Consider the following 18,139-nt stretch of genomic DNA (forward strand, 5'->3'; position numbering starts at 1 on the left):
AAAACCTTATTTGTATGAGATTAATTATTAATATCGCTTGTTAAATTTCTGTGAACCCGGACGGTCGCTTTTGCCTTTGAAGCCACCATAAGGTTTTGAACCTGATGGTCTTCCACCACCGCCACCGCCATTGCGGTCACGTTGTTCTGCCTCTTCGATACGTACTTTTCTGCCCTTAAATTTCTTCGTCGGGAGCACTTGCTGGATGAATTCAGCGGCGCTTGAAGGCACATTAAAGAAGCTACTCAGGTCGCGAACGGTCACGCGATCAATCACGTTAGACTCCATATCGGTAGATTCTGTGATGAAATGAACCAGTTTTTCCGGTGTCAGACCATCTTTCACACCCAGGTTGATAAACAAACGTACTGAAGAGCGACCGCTGGCAGCAGCGCTACTACGTGAACCTTGTTTTTCATAACCAGCGTTCAGATCTTCCGCATCATTGTAAGCATCGATTGTTTCTTTCAGCTGCAACCAGATGAGACGACGAATCAGCTCATCTTTGTCCATGCTGTCGAAACGCTCATGGATACTTTGTTGGTATACGTGTGCGAAATCGCTTTTCGGTTCTGCATTTTCAATTTGTTCCAGGTAGTAGAACAGGCGCTTGCGTACCACTTCTGCACCATCAGGAATATCGCTGCGGTGGAAACGTGATTTTACGATACGCTCGATCTGACGGATGCTGGAAATTTCTTTAGGAGAAACGATCGACATACAGATACCAGATTTACCGGCGCGGGCTGTACGGCCACTGCGGTGTGTGTACACTTCCGGATCATCAGGCAGTTCGTAGTTGATAACGTGTGTGATGTCGTTTACGTCAATACCACGTGCGGCAACGTCTGTTGCAACAATCGCCTGCAGGCTTCTGTTTTTGAAACGTTCCAGTACCTTGCTACGCATTTTCTGATCCATGTCACCGTGCAGCGGACTTACATGATAACCCTGGCGCATCAGCTTTTCAGCGATGTCCTGACAATCTTGTTTGGTACGCGTAAAGATGATACCGTAGATACCAGGTGCAAAGTCGAGGAGACGACGCAGTGTTTCAAAACGGTTGTGGTGATTAGTCACATAATACTGGTGGTCAATATTCTCGTTGGTTGCGTTAGCAGCCGCAACGGAAAACTCTTCCCATTTGTTCATGAAACGCTTAGCGATGCCGCGCACTTCATTGCTCATCGTAGCAGAGAACAACCATGTGTATTTACGTGCCGGTGTGTTTTTCAGGATAAAATCGATATCCTCACGGAAGCCCATGTTCAGCATTTCATCAGCTTCGTCAAGTACTACGTACTCAACTTCTTCTAACGACAGTGCCTTACGTTCCAGCAAGTCAATTAAGCGGCCCGGGGTAGCAACAACTACCTGAGCGCCATGTTTCAGTTCGCGGATTTGTCCGCCAATCGGCACACCACCATACACGGCAACTGTTTTCAGTCCACGCATGTGTTGGCCATATTTTTTAAACTCCTCCTGGATCTGCATACACAATTCACGTGTAGGACTAAGAACCAGGGCTTGCACATGTTTCTGTGCAACGTCAGTATGATGCAGTAATGGAAGACCAAAGGCGGCAGTTTTACCGGTACCGGTTTGCGCCAGGCCAATGATGTCAGACGGATTAGATAAGAGTTGTGGTATTACTTTCTGTTGAATAGGGGTTGGTGTCTCGAAACCCATGTCCGTTACGGCACGCATCAATTCTTCTCGCATGGAGAAGGAAGAAAAAGAAATCATTCTAAGAACTTAAAAGTTTGAATTGAGGGCGCAAAGATAGCGTATTTTAAGGTAGAAAGTTTTCTATGTATGTTTTTTTTCTTAAAGATTTAGTTATTTAATGCCAAATGGCTGATGTTTTGATCGTTGATATCTGATTTGTGAGTAGTGAGTTGTCTGTTATGAATGCTGATGAAAATGAGTTTTAGGATATCAATTGTGCGTAATGAGTTGAGATTGTGTGTGCTCTGGTTTTTGCCGCTTCTGTTGCCTCGCCGAAAAAGAAATGCATAAAAAAAGCGTCTCGCATCATACGAAACGCTTTTTTTGCAGATAAATAATTAACCGTCAAGTGTTAGTTAGATTTTATTCCTCAGGATCAGGTCCTATATGTGTGGCTTCCAGTGAATCTGTATCGTTTCCTTTGCCCATATGCACTTTCGGATTTTCGCCGGTACCAGTGATCGTCATTGGAATACCAATGATGCCAAACGGAGGAAGCCCTAAACGGAATTTCAGATTTAGTTTGCCATCCAGACTTACTTGACCTTCTATTCGCGGACGGAAACCAAATATTTTCATTTTGGTCCGTTCGATAGTCATGATGTTGTCAGCAATATGTGATTTAATCTTCACTTCAGAAAGGTCTGGGTTATTAACGCTGTCACGGCCAGTAGCTTTACTTACGGCACCGAATAATTTCAACCCGTTTACTTTCACTTTTTTCAGAGACAGTACGCCGCCACCTTTTAATGAAGGATAAACCGGCATCATATTCGCATCCAGTTTTCCTTCCAGTTCATAATTGAGTGAAATGATACCTTCTGCTTTTCCGGCTGCCGGAGCCATTTCCTTAAATACTTTGATTTCATTGTAAGCGCGTTTTACGTCAAAGTCTTTCGCGTCTATTTTGTATTTGAAGAATGCTTTTTTCGGTGTAATGCTTCCATAAGTAGCATCCATTAAAAACGGCGCGCCTACTAATGTAAAGCCGGTTTCGGTCAGGAAGATTTTACTGCTGTCAATACGCATATGACCCTTCACATCTGAAATCGTCATGCCATTGTACAGTACTTTTTTGACAGCAGCATTAAATACCAGTGAAAGATTGGATGGGACAACTACAACGCCAGTATTGTCATTTGCTGCTGTGGATGCAGCTTTTGGACTGGCAGTAGTTTGTTCGCTGGCGAAAGCCGTAAATTCATCAACCACCACCATATCACTGTTGAGGTCAAATTGCCCGTGTAACGATGCTTTATCATTCATTACATAGTTGATCACATTGCTCAGGTAGCCATTGAGTGTAAAATGAGAATTACCATAAACCGCGTCAAATTTGTCGAACCACATTTTGTCCTGATCAAAACGGAAGACGCCTGTTTTAATTACAAATGGTTTCGGGAATTCTTCCAGCGTAACAGTAATATCCTTCAGCGTTAGTGTACCTGAATTATGCAAGCGGTCGTAATGGCCTTTTGTGGCATCGCTTTGCAGCCCTTGTAACGCCAGGCTCGCTTTGATGAAACCTTTTACATCGAGTCCTTTCTGAGAAAATACCTTGTAGATTTTGCCCACATCTAATGTGCCGCTTGATTTTACCCAGTAGCGGAGATCGTCAAAGTTTTTAAGATCTGCCTGAATGGTGAAAGGTAATCCTTCAAACAAGAATGAAATCGGTGTCACTTTTACGGCCATTGATTTCATGCTGCCTGTTGTATTGGTAATCGTAGCGCCTACTTGTATCTGTTCAATCGGGTTTGGATAATATTTTGTTTTTACGCGGCCATCTTTCAGATCAAGTTGTACTGTCGTAATCGGGAATTCATGTTTTGCCGGAACATAACGGCCTTTCACATTGCCGTCTATATGCAGATGACCAGCCAGCTCCATGCTGTCCAGCGGATAGAATTTCTGAATATCGGCGAGGTTTACGATTGACTGAATATTGCCTTCCATCGAGTAGTCTGCCATGTTTTTGATATGGAAAAAACCTTTGATGAAATTATCCATTGCAGTGGCATTCAGATTGTCGAGATTAAGGACGGTATGCTGATACACGCTATCAGGGCAAGATGCGTCGAGATTAAAATTGATATTGCTGATACCTTGCGGTAAAGAGGCATATTTGAAATAGCCATTCTGCATTGTCGATTTCAAAGTAAACGACGGAATACAAGTAACAACGGTGTCTGCCTGCTGACGGAATCCTTTCATGCTGTACTTCACGCCGGTTCTGTATTTGCCTTCGGCCATGAGATTTACGGTATACATACCTTTCAGATCATAAGCCTGCAATCCGATGGCGCGGTCCCATTTTTCAAGATCCAGTTTAGCGTCAAGTTTCGCATGCAGGTGAGAGACATTCAATCCTTGTACGCGAGCGACAGAATTGAAATATCCCTGTCCCAGGGTAAAGTAAAGGCTGTCGACATTTACATAAAGGCTGTCCGGATTAAAATTGGGGAACGCTGTGCGGAAATTCAGGTACAAATGCTGAATGGGTTCCGGGGCTTTATCGTAAGCGATAGAACCATCACGGATTTTCATGTCGAAACTAAGGCTCGGCATGGTGTTCGTGTTTGCGTCGTAAATCCCGGTAAGGGCAACGTTCATTTCCGTTTTGCCGTGTGCATCCACTTTTGCGCTCCAGTCGGCATATTCCGGCGGCAAAGCCGACAATACATCGTGTAGATCGGTGGCATTGGAGATTAATCGGAAATCCATGCTGTAACCCTCTTTCAGGAAGTCTACACGACCTTTAAAATTCACCGGCAGCGTATTTAGTTTGAGGTCATTTTTCTCGAAGATGAAAGAAAGCGAGTTGGTATTGATCTTGGTTACCAGATCCGCATTCAGCTTTTTGGAATGAATATATTCCTGCCCGCCTTCGGCAAATGAGAAACTGGCAACATCGATGTGCGAAATCAAATCGAAGATAGATTGGCTAAGATCGCCTTTCCCCAAATAGTTTAGGTCCTGCGCTGTGATGAGCATCGGAATAGACCGGTCGTCATATAATAAGTTGATATGGTCGAGCTGTATCTTTTCAATTTTCAGCGAAGCACTGCTGGTATCAGTACTTGGTGTTTTTGATGAAGGTGCCGGATTATAAACATTATAATTGGCATGACCGGCAGAATCAATCTCTACGTGAGCTGCACCGCGTGAGATGTAAATTTCGTTGATCTTAATTCTGTTGGAAAAAAGTGTACCGAGATCAATGCCGAACGCCACTTCCTGTGCAGACAGCAATGTGTCTTGCTGAAACGGCGCAGAGCCTTTCAGCGAAAAATCATGCAGTGTAAGTGTAAGGGCGGGGAAGTGGTTGAAAAACGAAAGACGGGCTTTAGAAAAATTGAGCTCACCGGTAATCGCACCATTGGCCCAGGTTTTAATTTTTTTGGCCACGAAACCGGGGAACATCATCGGCAGCAGGAATAGCAATGCTATAATACTGCCCAGCGTAATGCCGGATATCTTGAGTACTTTGAGAATAAGTTTCTTCATAAAATGGTTTAGCGGGCATTCTCTTCACTGACTCTACACCTAATTTAAAATAATGTTTTTACATACTATTTTTTTTCGGCAAGATTTTTTTGAGAAAGCCGCGCAAAAGTACGTTTAAAGCGCAAAGCACAAAGCGGTGGCACGTTAATAGGTTAATAAGTTAATAGGTCGATGCGTTCCAGTCCGGAAATCATTCTTCGACACCCATCCGAATAGCAGTAGAAACAAGATTTGGGCTTTCGTCGCTGATGTTTGACATTTCACATTTCAGGCCAAACGTTGTCGGGCTCACCGCAAGTTACCAGCGATTTTAGGCTTTATTAAGCACCGTCGTGATCCACCAGGTATTTCCTGAAGGGTCGATTACGCCACAGCTTCTTCCGTATTCCTGATCGGCAGGTTGACTGATGGACTTTGCGCCTGCGTCCAATGCTTTTTTATAAGTCTCGTCTACGTTCGTGACGTAAATAAAAAGACCGGCGGGCTGTGGCGGATAGTCTTGTGTGGCTTCGGCAAACATTATGGTGCTGTCTCCGATGATGATCTCTGCGTGCTGAATGATCGTTTCCGTACGCATGTGTTTTATCAAAAGTCTCGCTCCCAAAATCGCTTCTGTAAAAGCCAGAAAACCGGCTGCATCGTGCAGAATTAAATAAGGCATCACAACCTGGTTGTTCGGCGGAATATTGAGTTTGTCTATAGCCATGGGAAAACAGTTTTTTGTGTTAGTGCACGCAATATGAGCCTATTATTTATACATTCAAAGAAGTGTTATATTTTTTGTATTGTAATACTGATTCTGACTAAATAATGTGTTAAATTAATATTTTATATAGGCGAATGGATTGCAGTCCTGGTTTACCTTTGGGCTAAGAAATGCACCTGTTATGAAACAAATAATTCTCCTCTTTCTAGTAGCAGGCATTTGGGGCACGAAGGCCAATGCACAAGCACCCATTATACAGTGGCAAAAAGCCATGGGCGGAAGTGCTTTAGACCAGTCTACTTCGATATGCCGGACTAATGATGGCGGCTATGTGACCGCCGGTTATACAAGGTCGAATGACGGCGATATTCAAGGGAACAATCATGGTGGGTTTGACTATTGGGTCGTTAAAACGGACTCCACCGGAAAAATGTTATGGACTAATCTGTATGGCGGCAGTCTGGATGATTACGCAACGTCTGTGATCGCTACCACTGACGGCGGCTATATGGTTGCCGGTTATTCTAATTCTAATGATGGGGACATTACAAATAATCACAACGGCTCTATTGACTATTGGCTGGTAAAACTTGATGCGGAAGGACATCTGATGTGGCAACGTTCACTGGGTGGCAGCCTGGATGATTACGCCTCATCTGTAATACAGACCAGTGATGGCGGATACGCAGTTTGTGGTTATACAAATTCTAATGATGGCGATGTAAACGGTAATCATGGTTCTAATGATTATTGGGTGGTAAAGCTGGACAATGTCGGTAATATTCAATGGCAGAAAGCCATGGGCGGCACTGGGCTTGACAATGCAATGGAAATGCATCAGACCAGCGAAGGTGGCTATATCGTAATTGGTTATTCTAATTCTTTAGACGGCGATGTGACCGGTAATCACGGAGGCAGTTTTGATTATTGGATGACCAAGATGGATGCCAATGGAAACCTGTTATGGCAAAAATCACTTGGCGGCAGCGACGATGATCAGGGTGCAGCCGTTCGGCAGACAGATGATGGCGGTTACCTTGTAGCCGGTTATTCTAAATCTTCTGATGGTGATGTGACCACTGGTCATACGAATCGGGGCTACGACTATTGGATTGTAAAAACAGATGCAAGTGGCAGTATTCAGTGGCAAAACATTTATGGTGGTACGAGAGACGATTATGCAACATCCATGTGCCAGTCAGGTGGGGCTTATGTAATTGCCGGTTATTCCAATTCTATTGATGGCGATGTTCAGGGTAATCATGGAATCTATGATTATTGGATGATCATGATTAATCCGGCAGACGGCTCTATGTATTGGCAAAAAACGCTGGGGGGCAGCGGTGATGATCGTGCCACTTGTGTACAGACTACCTTGGATGGTGGTTATGTGGTGACCGGTTATACCTCTTCTGATGATTATGATGTCACGAATAGTCATAGTCCGGGTATACCTGATTACTGGGTAGTAAAACTGGACGCACAGAAAGTGCCACCGCCAATTGTTACAGGAGTAGCTGGTGTCGTTAACGCAAATGATATTGTTCTGTACTCAAATCCATCTTACGGCATGTTGAATTTTCTATTGCCCGTTTCTGAAGGCAATTACAATTTTGTGCTGATAGATATGAGCGGTAAAAGGATATTGACGGAAAGAATTCTGGATAACCGTATTGATGCGAGCATAATTAATAAAGGGTTTTATTTCTACGAGATCCTTTCTGATCAAAATGAAATTCTAACCACCGGAAAAGTGATTTTAAGATAATGAAGTATTCCCGGCTAGGGTGGTTAAAAACGCAGACAGCAGCAGTCTTCATGGGATTGTTGCTGTTCTGTTTTTGGGTATAAGCGTAAAAGCTGGTAGCCTCAGGCTTTCAGCTTTTAATCAGCTATCCAGATCTATTCCGTACAGTAAATCAAATTGTTTCTGCGTCACGAAATTTGGCGTCGCTTTAATGATCCAGTTCCGGATATGACGTAAGGCCGGATTGCCAATATTGGTCATTTGGGCAAGTTTCCAGGAAATATCAACTACTTTTTGTGTTCGTTTAATGCGTTTATTTTGGTAGTTGGCAAATGCAGCCTGTGGTTGATCGGGTTCTTTTTCAAGACAGGCAGCTAAAACATAAGCGTCTTCAATCGCTTGTCCTGCGCCTTGTCCGAGATTGGGTGTGGTGGCATGAGCAGCATCTCCGAGCAGCACGATATTTCCCGCATACCATTTATCAACTGGCTTGATGTCATAAAGATCGGAGTGGATGAGTAATTCCGGTTGAATATTCCGGACAACCGTTTGCAGATTGTACCCGCTAAACGGCTGCAACCATTTCTTGATCTGCCGATGTGCATCCATATTATTGAAATGGCTGTCTTTTTCCATAGCAATGGTTACCCAGAAATAAACCTGTTCTTTGCCAACCTGTGAATAAGAAGCCCGTAGTCCGCGGTCATAACCCCATATTTCTGCACTTTGATTTTGTTCTTCCCTGGGAAGATTCATGTGCACAATTGCCCGCCAACAGGTTTGTCCGGAATAACGGTATACAGCTTTGGTAACATATTTTTCGCGGATCACGGAACGGATGCCGTCTGCTGCAATTACAAAATCTCCATGTACCTGCGTGCCGTCTTCAAAATGTGCGGTAACGCCGCTTGTGTGCTGGTAAATGCCGGTGCATTTTTTGCCTGTATGTAATTTAGTGCCGACTTCGGCGGCCAGCACTTCCTGCAGTGCTGCCCGATGAATTGAATAGGTGCCGTTACCGTATTTCTGACGGATCAGTTCGTTGTCTACCCGCTGCAGAATACTGCCCCGATAATCTTTGATAAAAATCTCTTTCTGATAATAAGAACAGGATTTAATGGCGTCGGCGACTCCGAGTTTTTCGAATACATTCATCGCATTGCCGCCCAGCCAGATGCCGGCACCGACAGGACGTATTTCGGGTGCAGATTCAAATACTTCGTAATCGATGCCTCGCTTTTGCAGCGCAATACCGGCAGTTAGCCCGCCGATACCGCCACCGATAATTATAGCTTTCATAGAAAGCATAAATTAAATTAAATAATGATGATATGCAAACTGCCGAAGCCTAAAGCCAAAAGCTTAACGCAGGAAACCGTCTCCGCCGCAATTGTTTTTCACATAAGCAAGGGATAGTCAGAACGAATGTATCAGGTTATTGACAGTGCTACGGTGTAATTTATCTACCGTTGTACGCGATTTTTTTTGACAATATCGAAACGTTTTAAGCCTTAAGCTTTGTGCTTTTAGCTTAAGATAGTATCCGCTCCAACTGTCTGAAGGCTATGGCAGGATCCTGTTGTTCGTACATTACCTGGTATAAGGTTTTAGCAATTGGCAATGGGATATCGAAAGTCTGGGAAATCGATTGCATGCCGCGTGCCGCATAATAACCTTCAGCTACCATATTCATTTCAAGCGTAGCAGTTCTTACAGAGTAGCCTTTGCCCAGCATGGTACCGAACGTACGGTTACGGCTATGTAATGAATAACAGGTTACGAGCAGATCACCGAGATAAGCACTGGTGTGGAAGTCTGGTCGTTCGTTGGATGGGTGTACTTTCTCGAAATGTGCGTCCAGGAAGTGGTACATTTCGCGATAGCAATTGGTGATGTAAACGCTCAGGAAGTTATCGCCGTAATCGAGTGCGTGCGCCATGCCGGCGCCGATGGCGTAAATATTTTTGAGTACTGCGGCGAATTGTGCGCCCCAGATATCATGATTGGCAGTGGTGAAAATATAATTGTTGCCGAACGCTTTGGCTACAGCATTGGTGCGGTCGTCGTTCAAACCGGAGAAAGTGAGGTAAGACAGGCGTTCTGCTGCTACTTCTTCTGCATGACAAGGACCTGTAATTGAAACATATTGTTCCAGCGGAAAATTCATTTGCTCTACGAGATAATCGTTGAGTAACAAATTGCAGGAGGGTAAAATGCCTTTAATTGCCGAAACTACGTTTTTGTTTTTCCATTGTTCGGCCGTCACTTTGTCCAGCACATCCATGGCGAAAGCGGAAGGCACACAAAAAACGATTGTCTGACATTGTTCAAAAACAAGATTGATATCGGTAGTCGGTGTTAGTTTTTCAGGCGCAAAGGATACCGAGGTGAGGTAACGCTGGTTGTGATGTCGTGTCTTAAGATGATTGACCGCATCTTCACTGCGTACCCACCAGTAAATATGATGGCCATTATCCGTAAGCATTTTAGCGAGCGCGGTGCCCCAGCTTCCGTTTCCTACAATCCCTATCGTGCCGAGTGTTTCTGAGTTCAATGTTGTTTCGTTGTAGATGTCAAAATTGTGAGTGGTCAGTAGTGAGTGGGCAATGGTGAGTGGTCAATGGTCAATGGTGAATGGTCAAACGTGAAACGTCAAAATTGTGAGTTGGTATCAACTATTAACTGTCAACTGTCAATTGTCAACTGAATTAGTCTTCCGTTTTTGCTTCAAACAGCTTATCCTTTGCTACCGTCTGAACTTTTGTTTTGTCTTTCAGAATGCGGGCGATGGCGCCATATGGAGCGGTTACAATTTCTTCTCCGTCTTTGAGTCCACTAAGGATCTGGATGTACAGGTTGTCCTGAATGCCAGTTTTTACATCACGTAATGCCACTTGTTTGAGTTTAGCATCGTAAACGAAAACCACTTGGCGGATGTCGTTGTTTTCAAGACTGTTGCTGTTTTTGTTCTTGTTTTTAATGCTGTCCGGCCAGTCGCGGGTAGTTACCGCATTCACCGGAACGGAAAGCACGTCTCTTTCGCGGCGCGTTTGGATTTCCACAGAAGCAGACATACCCGGTTTAAACACAAAACGACCTTTCGGCAGGGTAGTTGCGAGATCCGCATAGCTTGACGGCAGGATCAGGATGTGTACCGTATAGTTGGTCACCTGATCAGTGCTTACGGCTGCTACGCCTGATTTATTGCTGGATACACCGACTTTAGAAACAATACCTGTGAATTTGCGATTGCGGTAAGCATCAGCTTCAATTGTAGTCGTGTCACCGATTTTTACTTTCGCGATATCGGTTTCACTAACATCCACCCGCACTTCAATACGGCTCATATCTGCGATGGAAAGCATGTCGGTACCTTGCATTTGTGCTGTACCCAATACGCGTTCTCCTTTCTTTACGTTCAACGAAGAAATGATACCGGAAGTTGGTGCAACAATCGTTGTTTTCAGGAGATTTTCTTGTGCCTGATTTAAATTCGCTTCTGCAGCAGCTACACCAAATCCGCCACCGAGTGTACTTGATTTTGACGCTTCGTATGTTGCTTTGGCACTTTTATAGTTTGCTTCTGCTTGTTCAAATTCCAGGGCAGAAATTACTTTTTCCTGGTATAGTTTCTGATTGCGTTTGTATGTGGCTAGCGCAAGGTCATATTGAGACTGTGCCTGACCCATCATTTCGCGGGTATTGCTCGCGCTGGCGCGGGATTGCGATACGCTGGCAGATGCCTGATTGACGATAGAATTGTAAACCGCCGGGTTGATTTTTACGAGCAGCTGTCCTTTATGAACACTATCTCCTTCGTCAACCGTCAGTTCAATGATTTCCCCACTTACTTCCGGACTGAGTTTTACTTCCGTTTCCGGATAGATCTTTCCGCTGGCTGTTACTGTTTCCGTAATAGTGTGTTTGGCAGTTTTTTCGGTGGCCACTTTTGTGAGGTTGCCATCGCCTTTTTTGCCCACGGCAATCAGGATGATAAGCAGTAAAACAAAAGCACCGATAATCCACCAAAGGGTCTTTTTCTTCATATACAGAAGTTCTGTTAATGGATGTAAACTTAGTTATTTATTTCTTTAATTGACAGTGGACTATTTGTCCGGCTGAGCGGAGTCGAAGCCTGTATTCTCATTTCGCCGAAGGAGCAGTCTCACAATAACACGTGTCCATGCTTTCGCGAGCTGTCTCCTTTCGTCGACATGAGAATGTGGTTATACGCGGTGGAACTCACAATTGACAACTCACACGTATTAACCTATTAACTTTTTAACGTGTTAGCCTATTTAACGCCACTACCGGCATCCGTCATTTCGTTCGGAGCAACGAAGATCAGTTTACCTTCGGCGTTTTCAGCCATCAGGATCATACCGGCACTTTCGATGCCACGCATTTTACGCGGAGCCAGATTTGCAACCACAGTTACTTGTTTACCGACGATTTCTTCCGGTTTAAAATGCAATGCGATACCCGAAACAATCGTACGTTTTTCATAACCCAGATCCACTTCCAGTTTCAGCAGTTTGTCTGCTTTTTCTACTTTTTCAGCGCTGAGGATGGTGCCTACACGCAGATCTATCTTCGCAAAATCATCGAAAGTGATGATTTCCTTTGGCGCTTCTTCCGCTTTTGCCGGAGCTACAGGTTTTTGTTCTGGCGCAACTGCCGGTTTTACCAGACCAGCTTTCAGTTTGGCTACCTGAGTGTCGATTTCTTCATTTTCTATTTTACGGAACAGCAATTCCGGCGCGCGCAGCGGATAACCTACGTTCAGGAGATCCAGACGGCCAGCGTTATTCCATTCCAGCATACGATCTACCACTTTCATCATGTGCAGCATTTTCTGTGCGGTAAATGGCAGGAACGGATTGATGTAAATTGCCAGGTTCGCGCAAAGTTGCAAGGACAAGTGAATACAGTTGTCGATACGTTTTTGCAATTCCGGATTGGTATCCAGTTTTTTCACCAGATTCCAAGGTTCATTTACCTGGAGGTATTTATTACCCTTAGATGAAAACGCCATAATCTCAGAAAGCGCATCACGGAATTTATAACCTTCAATTGCAGCTTCAATTACTGCTTTTGAATTTTTGATGTCTTCGATAATGGCACGATCGGTGTCGTCCATTGCATCTTCATGCAGTTTTGGAACTTTACCACCGCAAAGTTTGTGCATCATTACGAACGCACGGTTTACAAAGTTGCCCAGGTTGCCGGACAGTTCGCTGTTACAACGTGTCTGGAAATCTTTCCAGGTAAAGTCGTTATCCTTAGTTTCAGGAGCATTTGCCGCCAGTACATAACGCAGCAGGTCTTGTTGCTCAGGAAAATCTTTTACATAATCATTTACCCAAACAGCCCAGTTGCGCGAGGTAGATACTTTTTCACCTTCGATGTTCAGGAATTCATTGGCCGGAACATTATCAGGCAGTACAAATCCGCCATGTGCTTTCAGCATCGACGGGAAAATGATACAGTGGAATACAATATTATCCTTACCGATAAAATGCACCAGTTTGGTATCCTCCTGTTGCCAGTAGTCTCCCCATTGGTTGGTCAGTTCTTTGGTAGCGCTGATATAACCGATCGGTGCGTCAAACCATACATACAGCACTTTGCCTTCTGCACCTTCAATTGGTACAGGAACGCCCCAGTTGCTGTCGCGGGTCATGGCGCGTGGCTGCAGGCCGCTATCAAGCCAGCTTTTACACTGACCGTAAACGTTTGCTTTCCACTCGTCTTTTTTGCCTTCCACGATCCATTGTTTCAGGAAGTCTTCATATTTATTGAGCGGGAAATACCAGTGAATGGTTTTGCGTTTTACCAGCGGCGCATTGCTGAGTGCGCTGCGCGGATTGATCAATTGCTCAGGAGACAGGGAAGAACCACAACGCTCGCATTGATCACCATAAGCATTTTCGTTGCCACAAACCGGGCAGGTACCTATAATATAACGGTCGGCGAGGAATACATTTTTCTCCTCGTCGTAGTATTGTTCACTTTCACGTTCTTCAAAAACACCGTCGTCATACAGCTTTTTGAAGAAAGCTTGTGCAGTTTCGCGGTGTACATCGCTGGAAGTGCGGGAATAGATATCGAATGAAATACCCATGTCTTTGAAGCTTTCGCCAATCAGCGCATGGTATTTGTCTACGACTTGCTGTGGGGTAATGCCTTCTTTCATGGCACGGATGGTGATGGGAACACCATGCTCATCGCTGCCGCAAATAAACTTAATATCACGCTTTTGTGCACGCTGATAACGTACATAAATGTCTGCCGGTAAATAACATCCTGCCAGGTGGCCTATATGAACCGGACCATTGGCATAAGGCAATGCCGCTGTAACCAGTATACGTTTATAATCCATTTCTTATTATATATTCTTATAACGAAGCTGCAAGATACGCCGATTTGAGCTGAAAGCATATAGCTAAGGAGCTGAAAGCTGAAAGCCCTTAGTTGAGCGAAGTCTCCAGACTTCGTTCAGGTAGACTGCGGTCTCTGACCGCTGCGTTTGCTGTTCCGGTCAGGAGACCGGTTACCACTACGACGAGGTCAGGAGACCGGTTACCACTACGACGAGGTCAGGAGACTGCGCCGAACGGAGGCGTTAATGGTGAATAGACAACGGTGAATTTGGAGTGTATAATCAAAATGTCATATCGACGAAGGAGATATCCCGCGGAAAAATGTGCTCAGTTGAGCGAAGTCTCCAGACTTCGTTCAGGTAGACTGCGGTCTCTGACCGCTGCGTTTGCTGTTCCGGTCAGGAGATCGGTTACCACTACGACGAAGTCTGGAGACTTCGCCGAACGGAGACCCTTCCTGTGTACCAATGACACATTTAAAATTGAGTTCAATTTCAAGGCTCTTAGTTTGGCAGCACAGTAGCAGTGAAGCTCAATCGAGCGACCGTCTAAGCCACGGAGTGATCTGGCTTAGACTGCCCTTTTTTGCCTACTTTTTTTGGCATAAAAAAAGTAGGAGCATGATGGTTTGAAGCCAGATTTGAAGGGCTATTGCTAAATCAAGGTGTTATTATTATGGGCACCATATAATTAGTCAGGGAGACAAGCGCGGGTAGACAATCCTGCGCCGCGGCGTTGAGCCGTTGCGAGATATTTGCTGCGCTTAAAATAAAGGCTTTGTTTCTTATGCTTCTTTGCGGGAAACCATCTTGCGCTTTCAGCTTTCATTTATTAGCTTTAAACAAAACATATATCCTATGCGTTTTCTTCGTGCAGGAATTCCCATTATTATCACAGCAGCACTAGTCTGGACGTTAGACCGACCGCATGGTACCTTGCCAGCATTAGGCCGCTTGCTTGATCCTGTAAATGGTTGGGCGGCCAATGCGGAGCCCGTTGGCAAAGATTTTACACAGACTTCACATTTAAACGGACTCCTGCAACCTGTTACCATTTGGATGGAAGACCGCCTGGTGCCACACGTTCGGGCACAGAATGACCATGATCTTTACTTCACACAGGGTTTTATTCATGCTTATTTCCGCCTTTGGCAAATGGACATGGAAACCCGGGCTGCTGGCGGCAATATAAGTGAAGTGGCAGGGGAGAAAGCGTTGAAGTTTGACCGGATGCAGCGCCGGAAGGGCATGGTGTTTGGTGCGGAACATTCAGTAGAGGCGATGGAAAAGGAACCACGTACCAAATTGGTATTGGATGCTTATACCGATGGCGTCAATGCTTTCATTCATTCGTTGAAAGACCGTGATCTGCCGCTGGAATATAAACTCATGGGTTTTAAACCTACCGAGTGGACCAATTTACGTTCGGCATTGCTGATGAAATATATGGCCGATGATCTCACCGGTTATACCGAAGATTTTCCGCACACTTACCTCCGCGATCGTTTGCCGAAAGATGAATTCGATAAATTATTTCCTGAAAAAATTCCGGGTTACAAACCGGTAATTCCCGAAGGGACAAAATTTGAACCGCGTTCTTTGCCGATACTTTCTGTTCCCGGCATTCCTGATAGTTTGTTTGCGCATTTCGGTGAGCAGCCTGCTATTGCCTACAATGATCAGGACGATATGAATGGTGATAAGAAAGAAATAGAGCGCGAAGGTATCGGTAGCAACAACTGGGCGATCTCTGGAAAGCATACCCAGAGCGGCGCTCCGATTCTTTGTAATGATCCGCATTTGGGTTTGAATCTTCCTTCGCTTTGGTTTGAAATGCAGTTGCAGGCGCCGGGTGTTAATACTTATGGCGTGTCATTGCCGGGCGATCCGGGTATTGTGATTGGTTTCAACGATAGTATCAGCTGGGGATTTACGAATAATTACCGCGATGTAAAGGATTTTTACATGATCGATGGCATCGACGATCAGTGCTATAATTTCAATGGTACAAAACATTTTTACCGCAAGCGGATGGAGCATATCAAGGTGAAAGGAAAACCTGATTTTATTGACACGCTTTACTTCACATTGCATGGTCCGGTTATCTACGATGAACGTTTCCCTGACCCCGCACATACGGGTAAAAAGATTGCGGTGACCTGGATGGCGCATCGTGCAACGAATGAATTATTGGCGCTCTATGAAATGAACCGTGCGCAGAATTATGATCAGTTTGTAAACGGCATCATGAATTTTCAATGTCCGGCGCAGAATATGCTCTATGCGGATCGTGCCGGAAACATAGCGCTTTGGGGACAAGGACAGTTTATCAACAAATGGAAAGACCAGGGTAAATATGTGATGGAAGGGAAGGATAGTCTTACGCTCTGGGGCCAAAATATTCCGATGCGTGAAAATCCGCATGTGCTCAATCCGCCGCAGGGTTATATCGCCAGCGCCAATCAGGCTGTGACCGACAGTACCTATCCGTATTGGTATAATGGGCATTTTTTGGAATTTAGAAGTTGGGAGATCAATCAGGCTTTGGGAGATAGTTTAATGAAAGCTACAAGTGGTTATCCCGGATTCTCTGACGTGCCGAATGAAGTGTGGATGCAAAAAGTTCAAAATAGTACTTATTCTTATCTCGCGGAACACGCAGCACCTGTAATGCAGCAGATAATGGATCGATTGAATAATCGGGATAAAGATGCGACCGGTAAGTTGTGGGATTATAACTTAGATGCAGATAGCAAAAATGCGACTGCTTTCCAGATTACTTGGAGCATATTATACGCGAATATCTGGAAAGACGATTTCAAAAACGTACCTGAAAATCTCTGGCCAACGCCTGAAGTTACGATGCAACTTCTTTTGAGTGATACAGCGGCCAAATGGTATGATGATATTTCTACGCCACAAAAGGAAACGTTGAGTGATATTGTAAAGCTGAGCTACAAACAGACAATGGACAGTATAGAAAAAATCAAGGCGAATGGATTGGAGTGGTATCAAGTCAAAAACACCACACTCGCGCATCTTACTAAACTCCCTGCATTCAGCTATGATCATTTGAAAGTAGGTGGCTGGGGTAATACAATCAATGCCGTGAAATCTGATCATGGTCCTTCGTGGCGAATGATTGTGGAGATGGATAAAGACAGCATTCGCGGGCTCGGCGTGTATCCCGGCGGACAAAGTGGTAATCCCGGAAGTCCTTACTACAACACGTTTGTGGATCATTGGGTGACTGGTAATTATTACAACTTGTTGTTCTTGCCAAATCAGGAAAAACAGGATGCGAGTAAGATTAAATACACGTGGACGTTCAATTAATAGTGGACAGTTGACAATTGACAGTTACTCGTGTTGGTTACATATGGTGGGGCGCACTCGCGTCATTGCGATGAAGGATGCAGGCTGCACGGGATGCTGGGCTACAGAATATCGGGCACGTTTTTTTGTGACTCGCGTTTGTCACCCTGACCAAGGAAGGGTCTCGCGGAGTTGGGGTTACAGAATAAGTAGGTCGTCCTTCGACTCCGCTCAGGATGACAACAGAGGTAAGAGGTAACACGAGCAAGCTTTCAGTTTTAGGCCTTATGCTTTCAGCTTTTTTGACTTTTTAATTTTTATAAGATGCGTTTTCTTTTTTCGATTATACTAATAATACTTCTGGCGGCGATCGCAGAATATTTTTTCGCATGGTGGGCAATTGTTTTAGTCGCGTTCATCATTGCATTGTTGTTTCGTCTCAAACCGGGAAAAGCTTTCCTGGCAGGGTTTTTGTCCATTGCAATACTTTGGCTCGCGTGGACATTAAAGATCGATAACGCTAATCAACATATCCTTTCACAACGAATGGCAAAATTGTTTTCACTACCAAACTATGGTTTGTTCATTTGCGTAGAAGTCTTTATCGGCGCGCTTTTGGGCGGGCTGGGTGCGTGGAGTGGCGCGCTGTTGGTCAATAGTGAATCGTCGGTCGTGAATGGTCAATCGTGAATGGTCAATACTCGTGGCGTCTCTGATTTAAAGGGCGAATTGGTTATTGGTGCATTGACCATTC

Annotated in this window: 10 protein-coding genes; 3 read left to right on the forward strand and 7 right to left on the reverse strand. The window is 44.7% G+C overall.

Going from position 1 to position 18,139, the window contains the following annotated elements:
* Positions 1 to 27 precede the first annotated feature (27 nt).
* The 3 genes from DN068_RS16785 to DN068_RS16795 form a co-directional block, all read right to left on the reverse strand.
* Positions 28 to 1,746 carry a DEAD/DEAH box helicase gene (locus DN068_RS16785; protein ID WP_243630293.1) on the reverse strand — a complete coding sequence of 573 codons (1,719 nt, stop codon included), beginning with the start codon at positions 1,744 to 1,746 and terminating at the stop codon, positions 28 to 30.
* A gap of 345 nt (positions 1,747 to 2,091) precedes the next feature.
* Positions 2,092 to 5,235 carry an AsmA family protein gene (locus DN068_RS16790; protein WP_111000094.1) on the reverse strand — a complete coding sequence of 1,048 codons (3,144 nt, stop codon included), beginning with the start codon at positions 5,233 to 5,235 and terminating at the stop codon, positions 2,092 to 2,094.
* Between the two features lie 310 nt (positions 5,236 to 5,545).
* Positions 5,546 to 5,941 carry a VOC family protein gene (locus tag DN068_RS16795; RefSeq protein ID WP_111000095.1) on the reverse strand — a complete coding sequence of 132 codons (396 nt, stop codon included), beginning with the start codon at positions 5,939 to 5,941 and terminating at the stop codon, positions 5,546 to 5,548.
* 181 nt (positions 5,942 to 6,122) lie between these two features.
* On the opposite strand from DN068_RS16795, the gene DN068_RS16800 reads away from it, so the two are divergent.
* Positions 6,123 to 7,709, forward strand: coding sequence for a T9SS type A sorting domain-containing protein (locus tag DN068_RS16800; protein ID WP_111000096.1), 1,587 nt, complete (start codon positions 6,123 to 6,125; stop codon positions 7,707 to 7,709).
* 120 nt (positions 7,710 to 7,829) lie between these two features.
* On the opposite strand, the gene DN068_RS16805 is transcribed toward DN068_RS16800, so the two are convergent.
* From DN068_RS16805 to metG, 4 genes are all read right to left on the reverse strand, one after another.
* Positions 7,830 to 8,987, reverse strand: coding sequence for an FAD-dependent monooxygenase (locus tag DN068_RS16805; protein WP_165836432.1), 1,158 nt, complete (start codon positions 8,985 to 8,987; stop codon positions 7,830 to 7,832).
* Between the two features lie 232 nt (positions 8,988 to 9,219).
* Positions 9,220 to 10,242, reverse strand: a complete 1,023-nt coding sequence (locus tag DN068_RS16810; protein WP_243630295.1) for an NAD(P)H-dependent glycerol-3-phosphate dehydrogenase — start codon at positions 10,240 to 10,242, stop codon at positions 9,220 to 9,222.
* Positions 10,243 to 10,396: 154 nt separating this feature from the next.
* Complete coding sequence (locus tag DN068_RS16815) at positions 10,397 to 11,734, reverse strand: efflux RND transporter periplasmic adaptor subunit (RefSeq protein ID WP_111000098.1); 1,338 nt, start codon at positions 11,732 to 11,734, stop codon at positions 10,397 to 10,399.
* A 248-nt stretch (positions 11,735 to 11,982) separates the two neighbouring features.
* Entirely contained in the window at positions 11,983 to 14,070 is a 2,088-nt protein-coding gene (gene metG, locus DN068_RS16820) for a methionine--tRNA ligase (RefSeq protein WP_111000099.1), read from the reverse strand.
* 858 nt (positions 14,071 to 14,928) lie between these two features.
* On the opposite strand from metG, the gene DN068_RS16825 reads away from it, so the two are divergent.
* On the forward strand, positions 14,929 to 17,406 hold the full coding sequence (locus tag DN068_RS16825) for a penicillin acylase family protein (protein ID WP_111000100.1): 2,478 nt from the start codon (positions 14,929 to 14,931) through the stop codon (positions 17,404 to 17,406).
* Between the two features lie 303 nt (positions 17,407 to 17,709).
* Positions 17,710 to 18,075: a hypothetical protein gene (locus DN068_RS16830; RefSeq protein WP_111000101.1), complete on the forward strand. Its 366-nt coding sequence runs from the start codon at positions 17,710 to 17,712 to the stop codon at positions 18,073 to 18,075.
* Positions 18,076 to 18,139 lie beyond the last annotated feature (64 nt).

This window comes from Taibaiella soli, from assembly GCF_003236175.1.
In the GTDB taxonomy this organism is placed as follows: Bacteria; Bacteroidota; Bacteroidia; order Chitinophagales; family Chitinophagaceae; genus QKTW01.